The 15,914-nt window shown below is 54.2% G+C and carries 15 protein-coding genes; 13 read left to right on the forward strand and 2 right to left on the reverse strand.

Features of this window, described 5'->3' with window-relative positions; all coding sequences use genetic code 11:
- The 13 genes from dauA to QZ516_RS03335 all read left to right on the forward strand — a co-directional run bounded on the left by dauA (nt 1) and on the right by QZ516_RS03335 (nt 12,734).
- Nucleotides 1-1,755 carry a C4-dicarboxylic acid transporter DauA gene (gene dauA, locus QZ516_RS03275; protein ID WP_297186152.1) on the forward strand — a complete coding sequence of 585 codons (1,755 nt, stop codon included), beginning with the start codon at nt 1-3 and terminating at the stop codon, nt 1,753-1,755.
- Between the two features lie 247 nt (nt 1,756-2,002).
- Nucleotides 2,003-2,509, forward strand: a complete 507-nt coding sequence (locus QZ516_RS03280; RefSeq protein ID WP_297186155.1) for a hypothetical protein — start codon at nt 2,003-2,005, stop codon at nt 2,507-2,509.
- 80 nt (nt 2,510-2,589) lie between these two features.
- Nucleotides 2,590-3,060: a Na+/H+ antiporter subunit E gene (locus QZ516_RS03285; protein WP_297186157.1), complete on the forward strand. Its 471-nt coding sequence runs from the start codon at nt 2,590-2,592 to the stop codon at nt 3,058-3,060.
- Entirely contained in the window at nt 3,061-3,330 is a 270-nt protein-coding gene (locus tag QZ516_RS03290) for a monovalent cation/H+ antiporter complex subunit F (RefSeq protein ID WP_297186160.1), read from the forward strand. It begins immediately after the preceding gene.
- On the forward strand, nt 3,330-3,650 hold the full coding sequence (mnhG, locus tag QZ516_RS03295; protein WP_297186163.1) for a monovalent cation/H(+) antiporter subunit G: 321 nt from the start codon (nt 3,330-3,332) through the stop codon (nt 3,648-3,650). Before QZ516_RS03290 ends, mnhG begins: the two co-directional genes overlap by 1 nt.
- Nucleotides 3,651-3,770: 120 nt before the next feature.
- A complete protein-coding gene (locus QZ516_RS03300) occupies nt 3,771-4,745 on the forward strand; it encodes a Na(+)/H(+) antiporter subunit B (protein ID WP_297186432.1) in 975 nt (324 codons plus the stop codon).
- Nucleotides 4,745-5,095, forward strand: coding sequence for a cation:proton antiporter subunit C (locus QZ516_RS03305; RefSeq protein WP_297186165.1), 351 nt, complete (start codon nt 4,745-4,747; stop codon nt 5,093-5,095). The genes QZ516_RS03300 and QZ516_RS03305 overlap by 1 nt, the downstream gene beginning before the upstream one ends.
- Complete coding sequence (locus QZ516_RS03310) at nt 5,089-6,561, forward strand: monovalent cation/H+ antiporter subunit D family protein (RefSeq protein WP_297186168.1); 1,473 nt, start codon at nt 5,089-5,091, stop codon at nt 6,559-6,561. The genes QZ516_RS03305 and QZ516_RS03310 overlap by 7 nt, the downstream gene beginning before the upstream one ends.
- Nucleotides 6,558-8,036 (forward strand): monovalent cation/H+ antiporter subunit D family protein, encoded by a 1,479-nt coding sequence (locus QZ516_RS03315; RefSeq protein ID WP_297186171.1) that lies wholly within the window; start codon nt 6,558-6,560, stop codon nt 8,034-8,036. Before QZ516_RS03310 ends, QZ516_RS03315 begins: the two co-directional genes overlap by 4 nt.
- Nucleotides 8,033-8,308 carry a hypothetical protein gene (locus QZ516_RS03320; RefSeq protein ID WP_297186173.1) on the forward strand — a complete coding sequence of 92 codons (276 nt, stop codon included), beginning with the start codon at nt 8,033-8,035 and terminating at the stop codon, nt 8,306-8,308. The genes QZ516_RS03315 and QZ516_RS03320 overlap by 4 nt, the downstream gene beginning before the upstream one ends.
- Entirely contained in the window at nt 8,301-9,986 is a 1,686-nt protein-coding gene (locus QZ516_RS03325; protein WP_297186175.1) for a Na(+)/H(+) antiporter subunit D, read from the forward strand. The genes QZ516_RS03320 and QZ516_RS03325 overlap by 8 nt, the downstream gene beginning before the upstream one ends.
- An 88-nt stretch (nt 9,987-10,074) precedes the next feature.
- Complete coding sequence (locus tag QZ516_RS03330) at nt 10,075-10,932, forward strand: PA4780 family RIO1-like protein kinase (protein WP_297186177.1); 858 nt, start codon at nt 10,075-10,077, stop codon at nt 10,930-10,932.
- A 188-nt stretch (nt 10,933-11,120) separates the two neighbouring features.
- The gene (locus QZ516_RS03335) at nt 11,121-12,734 is read left to right on the forward strand and encodes an ABC-F family ATPase (protein WP_297186178.1); all 1,614 of its coding nucleotides are present in this window, start codon (nt 11,121-11,123) and stop codon (nt 12,732-12,734) included.
- A 110-nt stretch (nt 12,735-12,844) separates the two neighbouring features.
- On the opposite strand, the gene QZ516_RS03340 is transcribed toward QZ516_RS03335, so the two are convergent.
- Together QZ516_RS03340 and QZ516_RS03345 are read right to left on the reverse strand one after the other, a co-directional pair.
- Nucleotides 12,845-13,381 carry an arsenate reductase ArsC gene (locus QZ516_RS03340; protein ID WP_297186181.1) on the reverse strand — a complete coding sequence of 179 codons (537 nt, stop codon included), beginning with the start codon at nt 13,379-13,381 and terminating at the stop codon, nt 12,845-12,847.
- 46 nt (nt 13,382-13,427) lie between these two features.
- A complete protein-coding gene (locus QZ516_RS03345) occupies nt 13,428-15,578 on the reverse strand; it encodes an FAD-dependent oxidoreductase (RefSeq protein WP_365332775.1) in 2,151 nt (716 codons plus the stop codon).
- Nucleotides 15,579-15,914 lie beyond the last annotated feature (336 nt).

Here is a 15,914-nt window from a genome sequence, read left to right on the forward strand (position 1 = left end):
ATGGCCCATCGCGCGCACCTCTTTTCACTAAAGATCGCCCACGGTCTGCGTACATCCCTGAGCGATACTCCCTACAACTCAACGGTTTTTTTCAAGGATGCCATGGCTGGCGTCGCCATCGGCATTATCGCCATTCCTCTCGCCATGGCGCTGGCAATCGCGAGTGGTGTTGCGCCACAGTACGGGCTTTATACGGCCATTATTGCGGGTTTCGTTATCCCGCTGACCGGCGGCTCGCGTTTCAGCGTTTCCGGTCCTACCGCAGCTTTTGTCGTCATTCTCTATCCGGTTGTCCAGCAATATGGACTGCCCGGTTTACTGGTGGCGAGCATCCTGGCCGGTATCATACTGGTCGTGATGGCGCTGTTGCGACTCGGACGTTACATCGAATACATTCCGGAACCGGTGACCCTCGGTTTTACCGGGGGGATTGCGGTTGTGATTGCCGTCTTGCAGCTCAAGGACTTCCTGGGCTTGCATATTGCGGAGATGCCGATTCATTTTACCGATAAAGTATTGGCGCTGATCAGCGCCCTGCCCGATTTTTCGTTATGGAGTCTGATCACGGGGCTGGTCACATTGCTGGTTATGTTGCTCTGGCCATTGCTGAAAACCCCGGTTCCCGGGCATCTGCCGGCAGTGGTTGTCGGCAGCCTGGTGGCAGTGGCACTGAACCAGCAGGGTGCGGGTATTGCCACGGTTGGATCTACCTTCAGCTTTGTGCTTCCCGATGGATCGGTCGGAGCGGGTATTTCATCGGTATTGCCGGATATGCAATGGCCCTGGCAAAGAACGCAACCCGGTGAAACAGCGTTGGTATTCAGTTGGCCAGTAGCGCAGGATCTGTTGTCGGCGGCTTTTGCCATCGCGATGCTCGCGGCCATTGAGTCACTGCTGTGCGCAGTGGTACTGGATCGTGCATCCGGTACCAAACACAGTGCTAACAGTGAATTGCTGGGGCAGGGTATTGGCAATATTGTCGCGCCCTTTTTCGGCGGTATTACAGCCACGGCTGCGATTGCCCGTTCGGCGGCCAATCTCAAGGCCGGCGCAGTGACACCGGTCGCGCCAATGATTCACGCACTGGTGGTATTGGCTGCCGTGGTATGGCTTTCGTCGCTTTTATCCTATATGCCAATGGCCAGCATGGCCGCTTTGCTGGTGGTCGTTGCCTGGAAAATGAGCGAGGCCTCCCGGATAGCGCACCTGCTGAAAACCGCTCCGCCGAGCGATGTGCTGGTTTTTGCGGTCTGTTTCTCCCTGACCATATTGTTTGACATGGTGATTGCGATCACTGCGGGTCTTGTTCTGGCGTCTTTGTTGTTCATGAAAGAGATTGCCGAAATGACAAAAATCAGTGATATCTCCCGCAATAAAAAAATGGTCGACGGGGATATTCCTGACGGCTGGCGCGTACTAAAAATAAATGGCCCATTATTCTTTGCGGCGGCAGATCGTGTCTTCGGTGAGCTGGCGCAGTTGGGCAAGGGTCAAAAGGGTCTTCTGCTATATCTGGATGGCGTATCGATTCTCGATTCTGGCGGAGTGGCGGCGCTCTATAAACTGCTTGATACTTGCCGCGCATCCGGTACCCGCCTATTTCTGGCAGACTTTCAGTTCCAGCCATTGAAAACACTGTCGCGGGCCGGCTTCCGCCCGGACGGAATCAACTGCAAAATATTTTCCGAGCTTTCCGGTGCTCTGGCCGCATTGCGGGATGAAGACAAATCTACCGCTGTCACGCCGGACGGATGATGCATTTGCCAATGTTGAGTTGCGTTTGGGTGACTGTGAATAAAGGCTATGATCAGCCTGTCTGTCAGCCGGGTTCATCTGTCGGCCTGACGGGGCCGGGGGTTATCCTCTCAGGCTTTTCTTCATCGTAAAATATTGTGTGCAAATCTGATGCTTATTTGACATACTTTTTAATGCTTTTAGCAATGCTTTTTTATGGGAATAACGGGCAAGTAACCGGCAAATTATTATAACAAGTAGGGGCCTTATGGTTACCGTACTGAAACGAATGTCGAGACTGATATTTGTCTCCATGACGTTATGGGGCGTGGTGGTGACAAATGTTTGTGCGCTGGACAAAATGGCGTCGCCGCAATTTCTTTCACCCGCTCAATTCTGCGGAAACCCAATACACTCCTTTTGTCCGGTTACTGATATTACAAGTTCTGATGTCGCAAATTGCCAGGCATTTGCTCAGCTGTCTCTGACTAGTATTGAAAAATTGATGCTGCCGGGCGAACAAAATTCAACCTTTGAGCAAAGCGCCCTGCAAGCCAGAGCTTTGGGGCAGACGATTGATAAGGGTATTCCTGAGAAAAACCCCTATTGCTTCTCCCGTCAGATGACACTTGACGACATCGCCACAAAAATTAATAGTAAAGTAGCCTTGGGTAACCAGAAGGGCTTCTGGTCAAGTGCAGTGTTGATAAAGCTAAATCGGAATGCCAAAGATATTCTGGCTGTAGTGCTCGACAAGCCCTTCTCCAGTAAATAGAGTATTGCCGGGATTTAAAAAAATTAATAACTATAACGAGGTATTAATACCCATCTCATGCGGATCATCGAAGGACTATCATGAAACACTGCCTGAGCCTTGCCTTTGTGCTGATGGTGTTGTGGCTGGGCAATTCCGGCTACTATTCGCCGCTGTTTTTGTCGCTCGGTGCGCTTTCCGTGGTGTTTGCCGTCTGGGTTTCCCATCGTATGGATGTGGTCGACCACGAATCCCAGCCCCTTCATCTGAGCGGGCATATCTCGTTTTTCTACTGTTGGCTGGTGGGTAAAATTATTCTCAGCAATATTGATGTGGTGAAGCGCATCTGGTTGGGCAATAAATCGATCAGCCCCTGTGTTGCCAGGCTGCCGTTGAGCCAGAAGACCGACATGGGAAAAGTCATCTACGCCAATTCCATAACCCTGACGCCGGGCACAGTATCGATGGATATCGAGGGCGCTACAGTGCTGGTACACGCCCTGACAGCAGAGAGTATTGCCGAACTGAAGGGTGATGAAATGAACCGGCGCGTTTCAGATCTGGAGCTTTAGATGCTGATTGCATGTGCAGTGGCAATTCTGGTTGTGATGGTGATGGCGATTATCCGTGCGTTGCTTGGACCCACTATTTACGACCGCATTCTGGCCGTTAATCTGTTCGGCACCAAAACTGTATTATTGATCGCAGTAATAGGTTTTTTGTTTGGCAGGCCCGATTTTCTGGACATTGCACTGGTGTACGCATTAATCAATTTCATCAGCGTTGTTGGTGTGCTCAGATATTTTGAATACAGTCACCGCGAAGAGGGAGGCTCCCTCTGATGCTTGCCGACATTGTGGCTGTGTTGAGTTCTGCCTGTCTCCTGCTTGGTGCTTTTCTGATCATTTCTGGTGCTGTCGGTGTGCTCAGGTTCCCCGATTTTTTTACCCGGATGCATGCCGCGGGTGTTACGGAAACACTGGCCACTACGCTGATTCTACTCGGCCTTATGTTGCTTGCGGGTTGGAGTATTATGTCATTCAAGTTGCTGTTGATTTTACTGTTTATTCTGATTACCAGCCCGGTTGCGAGTCACGCACTGACAAAAGCGGCGCTCCATGGAAAACTTCAGCCACTGGTCGATGAGAAAAATGAACGATAGTTTTGGTATCCCAAGCCGGACGCGGGCAAAGATCATTGCTTTCCTCCGATCCCCTAGTGATGCCTTTGCAGGGATAACACTGACGACGACGGGAGTATTTCCATCGAACTAGTCCTGGATATTACGCTACTGCTACTTCTGGTAGTCACCGCGCTGGCCATTGCCCGGCAGAGGGATCTGTTCGCCTGCGTGATGCTGGCTGGGATCTATGGTCTGTTATCAGCCAGTTTCTTTGTTTCCATGGATGCCGTGGATGTGGCCTTTACCGAGGCGGCTGTGGGTGCAGGGGTTTTCCCCTTGCTGATGTTGACCGCACTGACCGTGGCCGGTCGCTATGAACAGACGGTCCACCGCCGACCGCGGGCGGCATTTTTTCTGGTGCTGGTGACCGGTGCCCTGATGATAGTGGGCACCCTGGATATGCCGGCCTTTGGTTCTCTTGATGCTCCCGCACACACTCACGTCGCTGCACGATATATTGAGTTGTCTCCCACTGAGATCGGTATTCCCAACATGGTGACATCGGTGTTGGCGGACTACCGTGCTTTTGACACCTTGGGAGAGGTGGTGGTGGTTTTCACGGCGGTGGTGGGTGTGTTGATTATGCTGACGCCGGGGGAGCAACGTCAGCAGCCTTCCCCGGCAAACGCCGTTGAAACAATGCGCAGTCATATGATTCTGCGGGTGGTGAGCAAGATGTTGATTCCTCTTATGTTGCTGTTTGCTCTCTACGTCCAGTTTCACGGCGAATATGGCCCGGGTGGTGGTTTCCAGGCTGGAGTTATTTTTGCGGCGGCGATTATTCTGTACGCGATGTTGTTTGGTCTGGTCAAGGCCCAGGCTGCGATCAAACCGTCAATCCTGCGATTGTTGGCGGCATTCGGGGTTTTACTCTACGGTGGCGTGGGGGTTGTCAGCTTTTTGACTGGCGTGAATTACCTGGACTACAGTCGTCTTGCCACTGATCCTGTTGTCGGTCGGCACATCGGTATTTTCAGTATTGAGTTGGGGGTTGGTATCACCGTGGCCGCTGCGATGATTCTGATTTTTTACGCATTTGCCGGTTATGCCACCGGTCGAGCTGAGGCTGAATAATGTTGCCAGAGCTTTATAACTATTGGGTGGTAATCGTCCTGATGATGATTGGTTTTTATATCGTCATCGTGCAGGGTAATCTGATCAAAAAGCTGATTGGCCTGAATATTTTCCAGACCTCTGTTTTTATCTTCTATATCAGTGTCGGAAAGGTAGAGGGGGGCAGTGCCCCGATCCTTGCCGAGGGCGTGAGTGTCTATTCCAACCCGCTACCCCATGTGCTGATTCTCACCGCCATTGTGGTGGGTATCGCCACCATGGCGTTGGCGTTGGCGCTGGTGGTCCGCATCAAGAATGCCTACGGCACGGTTGAGGAAGAAGAGTTACAGGAAAGAGATCTGCGGTGCTGAGTCATCTCCCCATTTTACAAGTGATTGTGCCCCTGCTGGCAGCACCGGCCTGTTTGTTGCTGGACAGGGCTCGCGCCGCCTGGCTGTTTGCCTGCATGGCCAGTTTTATCTCAGTGGTCATCAGTGGGCTGTTGGTGTTCCAGGTTCATCAATTTGGTGTGCTGAGCTACAGCCTGGGCGGATGGGATGCCCCCTGGGGTATTGAGTATCGTATTGATTTGCTGTCGGCCTATGTGCTGCTGATTGTCAGTGGCATTGGCGCACTGATGATACTGGCTGCCGATACGGCCATCAGGATAGAAATTCCGTCAGAAAGACAACCGCTGTTTTATGTGCTCTATTTGCTCTGTCTGGCGGGCCTGCTGGGCATTGTCGCCACAGGTGATATTTTCAATGTGTTTGTGTTTCTGGAAATCTCTTCTCTGGCAACCTATGCGCTGATTGCCCAGGGTCGGGACCGACGCGCGTTGTGGGCTGCCTACCAGTATCTGATTGTCGGCACGATCGGTGCCACGTTCATCCTGATTGGCATCGGTTTTCTCTACAGCCTCACCGGTACCCTGAATATGCAGGATCTGGCGAATCGGTTGCCGGCGCTGGAAAGCTCTGCCACAGCCTTTACGGCATTCGCCTTTCTGATGGTGGGTGTCTGTCTGAAACTGGCACTGTTCCCACTGCATTTGTGGTTACCCAATGCCTATGCCTACGCGCCGTCAATCGTGACTGCATTTTTGGCGGCTACGGCGACTAAAGTAGCGGTTTATCTGCTGATCCGTTTTCATTTTTCGGTGTTCGGTGTCGGGTTTGCCGCGTCCGTGTTGCCGCTGCACAGCATATTTCTGGTGCTCGGCCTGGTGGGAGTGTTCGTGGCATCGCTGGTGGCTATCCAGCAGCCCAATGTGAAACGCCTGTTCGCCTACTCCAGTGTGGCGCAGATCGGCTACATGATTATTGGTATTGGCATTGGCACTGTCACCGGGTTGCAGGCAACGCTACTGCACCTGTTCAACCATGCTCTGATGAAGGGTGCGCTTTTTCTGGCGTTGGCTGCGATTGTGTTTCGTTTCGGCAGTGCCGATATACGGCATTTCGCCGGGTTGGGCCAGCGTATGCCCTGGACTATGGCAATTATCGTGATTGGCGGTCTGAGTCTGATTGGTGTGCCCGGCACGGTTGGCTTTATCAGCAAGTGGTATCTGATTCTGGCGGCGTTCGAACGCGATTGGTGGCCGCTGATTATTGCCGTGCTGTTGGGTTCCCTACTCGCTGTTATTTATATCTGGCGACTGATTGAAGTGGCCTATTTTCGGGAAGGCGAGGGGGAATCCCGCGGAGAAGCACCGCTGTCGCTGTTGATTCCAACCGCCATATTGGCACTGGCCAATATCTACTTTGGAATCGATACGCGCCTGCCAGTCTATCTATCGGATAGTGCGGCACAAATGCTGTTCGGAGGTGGCCCGTGACAGCACTTCTGGCCCTGCAACTTACCCTGGTCGTGCCACTTTGCGGGGCGTTGCTGATCGCCCTGTGTGGCCGCTGGCCCAACCTCAGGGAAGCGATGACCCTGTCCACGGCGGGCCTGCTCTTCTATCTGGTCATACAGGTGTTCGGTGCTGTCGAACGCGGTGGAGATGAGGCCGCTGCGCTTTATGTGGAGTTGTGGCAGATTTTGCCCGGCCTGCACATTGCTCTTCACTCGGAACCCCTGTCGATTCTTTTTGCGCTGGTGGCCAGTGGGCTGTGGATCGTCACTTCGGTTTATTCGATTGGTTATATGCGCGCCAATCAGGAAAAGCGCCAAACCCAGTTTTATGTGTGTTTTGCCGTCGCAATTTTCGCGGCGATGGGTGTGGCATTTTCAGCCAACCTGCTGACCCTGTTTCTGTTCTATGAAGTGCTAACCCTGTCAACTTATCCGCTGGTTGCCCACAAGGGTGACGACAAGGCCCGCGCCGGAGCAAGAACGTATCTCGGTATTCTGCTGGCGACTTCCATCGGGCTGTTTTTACCGGCCATGATGTGGACCTATTTTGTTGCCGGCACCCTGGATTTCCGTTCCGGCGGTATCCTCGAAGGCAATATCGGCGGTATTGGCGCCACCATCCTGCTGTTGATGTTCATGTTCGGTATTGGCAAGGCCGCGCTGATTCCGGTGCATCGCTGGCTGCCCGCTGCGATGGTGGCGCCGACGCCCGTGTCTGCCCTGCTCCACGCCGTGGCTGTGGTGAAAGCCGGTGTGTTCACCATCGCTAAAGTGGTGATTTATATTTTCGGGCTCGACTTTCTGGTGGATGTGCCACACGAAGTGATTGCCGTCTATATCGCTGGGTTTACCATTGTGGTGGCCTCCATACTGGCCCTCCGGCAAACCAATATAAAACGTATGCTGGCCTATTCGACGGTCTCGCAGTTGTCTTACATCGTGCTGGCGGTTCTGGTGCTCACCCCCCTCTCGGAAATCGGCGCTATCGTGCATATCGTCGCCCACGCGGTGGCCAAGATCACGCTGTTCTTTGCGGCGGGGGCGATCTATATAGCCAGCAAAAAAACCGAGATCAACCAGCTGGATGGCATCGGGTTTCGGATGCCGATTACCATGGCTGCGTTTGCCATAGCAGCGCTCAGTATGATCGGTGTCCCGCCCACCGGGGGCTTTGTTTCGAAGTGGTACATGATCGCCGGTGCATTCCAGGTTGACAGTTATTTTGTGCTGGTGGTACTGACACTTTCTACCGGTCTCAATGCGGCCTATTTTCTGCCGATTATTTTCCGGGCTTACTTTCGCAAGGAGTCGGTTGCGCCACCGAAACCCCATGGCGAGGCGCCGCTGCCCATGGTGGGGGCAATCTGTGTCACGGCGTTGCTGACGCTGTTGGTATTTTTCCTGAATGGTCCGTTGGTTGCCTTTGAAATGGCAGTGCTGGGGGTGCCCCGATGAACAACCGTGACAGCGCACAAAATGGCGTGCAAAAAAGCTGGCTCTACCGGCCGGAAAATCATAAAAAACTCTGGTGGGGTTTTGGCCTGATCCTGGCTGCGACGGTTGTCGTTCAGCTGTTTGTCCCGGTACACGGCCACTTCGGTTTTGACGGATGGTTCGGTTTCAGCGCCGCTTTTGGTTTTCTTTCATGTGCCCTGATGGTGGTATTCGCGAAACTGCTCGGATACCTTTTGAAACGGCCCGATAATTATTACGACGACGATGCTTGAATTAATTTTTCCGCCCGCATTCATTCTCATTCTCGGCGCTTTCCTGATCGGGCCGATAAGGGCTCCGTTGCGGCCGTTGATTGTGCTGGGCACACCGCTGTTGACACTCTATGCCATCTGGCAGATGGGCGACGGTATTCAGCTGACCGCACAGTTTCTCAATTACGAAATTCAGCTGATTGAGTCGAGCCCCCTGCGCCGCCTGTTTGCAACTATTTTTGCCATCATGGCGTTTGTCGGTGGGCTGTTTGCCTTCCGCCAGGCGAAGTGGTGGGAGCTCGCCGCTGCCCAGGCCTATGCGGCGGGTGCTATCGGCGTTTCCTTTGCCGGGGATTTGATTACCATGTTCCTGTTCTGGGAGCTGATGGCCATTTTCTCGACCGTCGTGGTGTGGTGTGGTGGCACCGAGGGTGCGCGGAAAGCGGGGATACGCTATGCCATCATGCACCTGGTGGGCGGTGTACTGTTGAAAATCGGTATTGAGGGGGTGATGGTCCACACCGGTTCCATTGAGATTCAGCCGATCCCGCTGACCAATATTGATGGCTGGCTGATCCTGATAGGTGTGTTGATTAACGCTGCGGCACCGCCATTATCCGCCTGGCTGGCGGATGCATACCCGGAATCCAGCCCCAGTGGCTCGGTATTTTTATCCGCGTTCACCACCAAAACCGCTGTGCTGGCACTGATACTGTTGTTCCCGGGTCAGCAAATCCTGATCTGGATTGGTCTCTACATGATTTTCTACGGGATCATCTATGCCCTGCTGGAAAACGATATGCGCCGAATCCTGGCCTATTCCATCGTCAACCAGGTGGGTTTCATGGTCTGCGGTATCGGTATCGGTACTGAAATGGCCATCAATGGTGCGTCGGCCCATGCCTTTGCCCATATTATCTACAAGGCACTGCTGCTGATGTCCGCGGGTTCTGTGCTGTATATGACCGGGCGACGCAAGTGCAGTGAACTGGGCGGGCTCTACCATTCGATGCCGCTCACTGCACTGTGCGGCATTATCGGTGCCCTGGCGATATCGGCATTTCCGTTTACCTCGGGCTTTATCTCCAAATCGATGATTTCCCAGTCCGCCGCCGACCAGCATTTGATGATGGTCTGGTTATTGTTGCTGGCCGCCTCCGCTGGTGTTTTCCTGCACGCCGGTATCAAGTTCCCCTGGTTCGTGTTTTTCCAGAAGGACTCGGGGCTACGGCCCAAGGATCCGCCCTGGAATATGCGCGCAGCCATGGTTCTGTTGGCCGCTGCCTGTATTTTGCTGGGTATTTTCCCGGAGTGGCTCTATCGCCTGCTCCCTTACCCTGTGGATTATGTGCCCTACACCGCATCCCATCTGCTGACCCAGCTGCAACTGCTGCTGTTCTCCGGGCTGGCTTTCTTTGCCTTGTTGCCGTTGATGAGGCGCACTCTGACCATCAGTCTTGACTTTGACTGGGTGTATCGTCGGCTTATCCTGTCTCTGATGAATCGGTTGATCTGTCTGCTCAGTTGCCTCAATACGGCTTTGCGAAATGCATCTAACCGGGTGTTTTCCATCATCTGGACCTATATAGGCCGGCACCATGGTCCCGAAGGGATGCTGGCGCGCACCTGGCCAACGGGCAGTGTCGTGACCTGGGTTGTGGTACTGCTTACCGTCTTCCTGCTGTTCAGTATCTATTGAGTCCAACGGATACAGCCTTTCCCTGTTTCACGCGGGCTTTATACCCTGGAAACCAACTTATCCACCGGCAAATATGCTATAAGGCGCCATGAAAATTCCGAAACGTTTACAGCCTCTGGTTGACGATGGTCTGGTGGATGAAGTCATCCGCCAGATGATGAGTGGCAAAGAGGCAACTGTCTACATGGTGCGCAGTGGCGGAGAGCTCCGCTGCGCGAAAGTCTATAAAGAAGCGGATAAACGCAGCTTCAAAAAAGCCGTGCAGTATCAGGAAGGCCGAAAAGTGCGCAGTGGACGCCGTGCCAGAGCCATGGAAAAAGGTACCCGTTACGGTCGCGAGCAGCAGGAGGAAACCTGGCAGAATGCCGAGGTGTCAGCTTTGTATCGCCTGGCTGCCGCCGGGGTGCGGGTACCGGAACCTTTCGGCTGTGTCGACGGTGTATTGCTGATGGAGTTGGTCACTGACAGCGACGGCGATGTGGCGCCACGACTCAGTGAAATTACCATGTCCAGCCAGCAGGCTATCACCGATCATGCCTTATTGATGCGTGAGGTGGTGCGCATGCTTTGTGCCGGTCTGGTACACGGTGACCTGTCTGAATTTAACGTGCTGCAGGATGCGTCTGGCCCGGTGATCATTGATTTGCCACAGGCAGTCGATGCTTCTGCCAATAATCACGCAGAGTTTATGCTGGAGCGCGATGTTCAGAAAATTACCGAGTATTACGCCCAGTTCGCTCCCGAATTGCTGGACACCCGGTTTGGCAAGGAAATCTGGGCGTTATATGAGGCCGGTGACTTGCATCCCGATGTGCCACTGTCCGGTTATTTTGCAGAGGATCTGCAAAATGCTGATGTGACAGAGGTTCTGGACGTGATCAGCTATGCCCTCAGTGAAGAGGAGGAACGGCAACAGCGTCGTCGTGATGCAGAGGAAGGTGATTAGCTCCGACGACTTACAGTCTATGCGTGAATGACGCCTGTCCAGCCCGGCTGAGAGAGCAGAGAACCATTAAACCTCATTGTTTTTTATAAATATTTTTGGCTACCCCTCGACGCATTGCCGACAACTGCGTATAGTCCGCAGCCTTCGTCACACCATCTTTTTCGTTTTATCGCGCCCAGGATATTCCCTTGATCTCGACCGCAAACATCACCATGCAGTTTGGTGCCAAGCCGCTGTTTGAAAACATCTCCGTTAAATTTGGTGAAGGTAACCGCTATGGCCTGATCGGTGCCAATGGCTGTGGTAAATCCACCTTCATGAAAATTCTGGACGGCAGTCTTACGCCCACCGCCGGCAACGTGTCCATCACACCGAATGAGCGGGTTGGTACGCTGCACCAGGATCAGTTTGCCTTCGAAAAATACCGGGTAATCGACACGGTCATCATGGGCCACGCGGAACTTTGGGAAGTGAAGCAGGAGCGCGACCGGATTTACAGCCTGACGGAAATGACCGATGCCGATGGCATGAAGGTGGCGGAACTGGAAGCCCGGTTTGCCGAAATGGATGGTTATACCGCCGAGAGCAGAGCCGGCGATTTTCTGTTGGGTGCGGGTATCGCCGAAGCCCTGCACGAAGGTCCGATGAGTGATGTGGCCCCCGGTCTGAAGTTGCGGGTCTTGCTGGCCCAGGCACTGTTTTCCGACCCGGATATCCTGCTGCTGGATGAGCCCACCAACAACCTCGATATCAACACCATTCGCTGGTTGGAAGGGGTTCTCAACGAGCGCAAGAGCACCATGGTGATCATTTCCCACGACCGCCATTTTCTGAACGCCGTTTGTACGCATATGGCCGATATCGATTACGGCGAACTGCGCCTCTATCCCGGTAACTACGATGATTTTATGACGGCGTCGACCATGGCCAGAGAGCGCCTGCATTCTGAAAATGCCAAAAAATCTGCCCAGATTGCCGATTTGCAGCAATTCGTCAGCCGCTTCTCGGCCAACGCCTCGAAGGCCAAGCAGGCGACGTCCAGGGCCAAGCAGATCGAAAAGATCAAACTCGATGAAGTGAAGGCCTCCAGCCGGATGAGCCCCTATATTCGCTTCAAGCAGGAGAAAAAACTCCATCGCCAGTCACTGATTCTGGAAAATCTCGGCCACGGGTTTGATGGCGGGCCGCTGTTCAGCAAGGGCAACCTGATCCTGGAGGCGGGCTCCAGACTGGCCATTATCGGCGAAAACGGTGCCGGCAAAACCACGTTGTTGCGTTGCCTGATGAACGAACTGACCCCCGATCACGGCAAAATCAAGTGGTCGGAAAACGCAGCGCTCGGTTATTGTCCCCAAGACAGCACAGCGGACTTTGATTGTGATCTGACACTGTTCGACTGGATGAGCCAGTGGCGAAAACCCCGCCACGATGACCAGATTGTCCGCGCCACACTGGGCCGCCTGCTGTTCAGCGCCGATGATTTCAACAAGAAAGCACGAGTCTGTTCCGGTGGTGAAAAAAACCGCCTGTTGTTCGGCAAGCTGATGATGACCGACGCCAATGTGCTGCTTCTCGATGAGCCCACCAACCACCTCGATATCGAGGCGATTGAAGCGCTCAATATGGCGCTGGAGCACTACGACGGCACGCTGATTTTTGTCAGTCACGACCGCGAATTTGTCTCCTCCCTGGCGACCCGGGTGATTGAAATCAAGGATCGCACGTTGGTTGATTTCCAGGGTACCTATGAGGAATACCTGGCCAGTCAGCAGGCTATGGATAAAGCAGTGGGTGCCCGCTGATTCATGGCATAAAGCCGCCGCTCAGGGGCTTTACTGGCTGTGTGCCAAGGTCTTCAATCTACGGCTTTAAGGTCGGTGCTTCTGCCGCTGGTACTTCCGGGCGGATGCCTTTACTCAAAGCGTTTCATTGCAGTGAGCAGGTGTTTGGCAGAGGCATTGTGATCGCCTGGTGAAGCCAGCAGACTTTGAACACGTTTCTTGAGTGAGGCAAAGCACTCGGTAAAAGCGCGTTTCGCGGCCACCGGATCATTGTGAATCGCCGCCGGATCGGGTAGTCCCCAATGCACGTGTTCAATGGTGCCGTCAAGCAGTGGACAGTCTTCCGCTGCCGCGTTATCGCATACCGTCAATATCACATCAAAAACCGGTGCTCCAGCGCCGATAAATTCATGCCAGCTTTTGCTGCGATAAGCCTCCGGGGCACTATCAGCCAGTGTCTGGATCTGTTCCAGCGCCAGCGGGTTTACCCGCCCGGTGGGCTTGCTGCCTGCACTGTATGCCAGGAAAAGCGGTGAGCCAATCGTATTAAACAGTGCTTCGGCCATGATACTCCGGGCGGAATTGCCGGTGCACAGCACCAGTATTCGCAACGGAGAAAGCAGGCGACTGCCGGTGTCAGCGCATTGATCCAGGCTATCTGTTGTCATACACATTACCTCATAGCTGAAAAATCTGAGCTGTTGATGCCGATGCCTAGCGCTGCCAGCGGTGGTAGCGCTCCACCAGGTTTAACAACCCCTGCGGCGCATGGGCTTTTTTCCACTCGCCGGCAGCAAACTTGTTGGCTTCCGCCAGGGTGGGGTAGATATGGATGGTGCCCTGAATCTTGTTGAGACCGAGTCCGTGTTTCATTGCCAGCACATACTCTGCAATCAGATCTCCCGCATGGTTGCCGACAATTGTCACCCCGAGAATGCGGTCTGAGCCGGGCCGGGTCAGCACCTTGACGAAACCCTCGGCACAGCCGTCGGTAATGGCCCGATCCAGATCGTCGATGCCGTAGCGGGTCACCTCGAATTCCACACCCTGTTCAGCGGCATCCTGTTCGTTCAGCCCCACCCGCGCCACTTCCGGGCTGGTAAAGGTGGCCCAGGGAATCACCGAGTAATCCACCCTGAATTTTTTAAAGCGGCCGAACAGTGCATTGACGGCGGCATACCAGGCCTGGTGGGCGGCGGTGTGAGTGAACTGGTAGGGTCCGGCCACATCGCCGACGGCGTAGATGTTGGGAAAGCGGGTCTGCAGGAACGCATTGAGGGTAATGGTGCCATTTTTATGGGTCGTTATGCCCAGTGCTTCCAGCCCCAGTCCGTCGGTATTGGCTTTGCGGCCGATGGCAATCAGGATCTGGTCAAATACCAGGCGCACACTTTCACCCTGGTGTTGGGTATAGAGTACTTTGTCGCCACCTTCCACTGCGAAGCGATCCGCCTTGTGGTTCAGCAACAGCTCGACGCCGTCCCGGCGCAGGGCATCGGCCACCAGCTTGGTGGCATCGTCATCTTCCCGGGGTAAAATGCGTGGCAGCATTTCCACCTGGGTGACATGGGTGCCGAGGCGGGCAAAGGCCTGGGCCAGTTCACAGCCGATGGGGCCGCCACCGAGAATCAACAGACGGCCCGGGTTGTTGCGGATTTTCCACAGGGTCTCGGTGGTCAGATAATCAATTTGTTCCAGTCCGGGAAAGGGCGGCACCAGTGGGGCGGCACCGGAGGCGATAATGATATTGCGTGCGGTCAGGGTCTGCTTCCCTTCGTTGCCGGTAATTTCCACCGCCCAGGGGGAAACCAGTCGGGCGCTACCCTGGCGGCAATCCACCCCCAGTTGGCGGTAGCGCTCGACCGAGTCGTGGGGTTCGATGGCCTTGATCACCCTCTGGATGCGATCCATTACCGCGCCGAAATCGGCTTCCGGTTGCAGCGGTTTCAGGCCGTAGTCCGGACTGTGGCTGGCCATTGAGGCTACCTGGGCACTTTTAATCAGGGCTTTGGACGGCACGCAGCCGGTGTTAAGGCAGTCGCCACCCATGCTCTCCTTCTCGACGAGGGTGACGGTGGCCTTGACGGTAGCGCCGATATAAGCGCTCACCAGACCACCTGAGCCGGCGCCGATCACGATGAGATTACGGTCAAAATGTTTGGGCTTTTTCCAGCCGCGATAGACCTTCGCGCGCTGCAGGGGCGCGAGTAGGGCGCGGGCAATCCAGGGAAACAGTCCCAGCAGAACAAAGGCACCGATCAGCTTGGGGGAGAGAATATCCCCAGCGCTTTGCAGTTGTGCCACCTGGGTGCCGGCGTTGATATAGACGGCGGTGCCCGCCAGCATTCCCACCTGACTGACCCAGTAGAATGTCCAGGTTTTCAGAGGCGTCAGCGCCATCACCAGGTTGATCAGAAAGAATGGAAAGACCGGCACCAGCCGCAGGGTAAACAAATAAAAGGCACCGTCTTTTTCCATGCCCTGGTTGATGGTTTTCAAGCGGTCGCCAAAATGCTGCTGCACCCAATCCTGCAACAGGTAGCGGGCCACCAGAAAGGCCAGGGTGGCACCGATGGCCGAAGCGAAGGAGACAAGCAACAACCCGGTGACAAACCCGAAAATAGCGCCGCCCGCCAACGTCATGACAGCAGCGCCGGGGATCGACAGCGCAGTCACGACCACATACACCACCAGAAAAATCAGCCAGCTCAACAGCCGGTTTTCCGCATAGAAGCTGTGAATGATGTCCAGTTGTTGTTGCAAGTAAGCCAGACTCAGATATCGCCCGAGATCGAGGAAGAAATACGCTGCCATCGCGATAACCACAGCGGCGACAATCATCAGCTTCTTGGTGGTTCTATGCACAGGGCATTCCTTTCAGTGTTTAAGTTCATGTTAGTTTGCGGCCAGTTGCTGGACTGACACAAACTTGTGATTCAGCAATATCAATAAGATGGGCAAGGAACGGTTTTGTTACAAGCAATTTTGACGAATGGCGCTAACTTGGGAAAAGGACAAGGGAGTATTGCGGGCACTATTTTTGGTTGAGACAGGGAAAAGATAGAGCAGGGGTGCCTGACACCCCCGCTCGCTAACGTTAAAGGCTTGAGATGGTTCTTTTTTCTTTCTTTTCTTTGCGTTTTTCTTTCAGCGTTTTTTGGGGCGGTTTTTTGCTGCCCGCTTGAATTTTGCTCTTACTCA

Source organism: uncultured Porticoccus sp. (assembly GCF_913061305.1).
Taxonomy (GTDB): domain Bacteria; phylum Pseudomonadota; class Gammaproteobacteria; order Pseudomonadales; family Porticoccaceae; genus Porticoccus.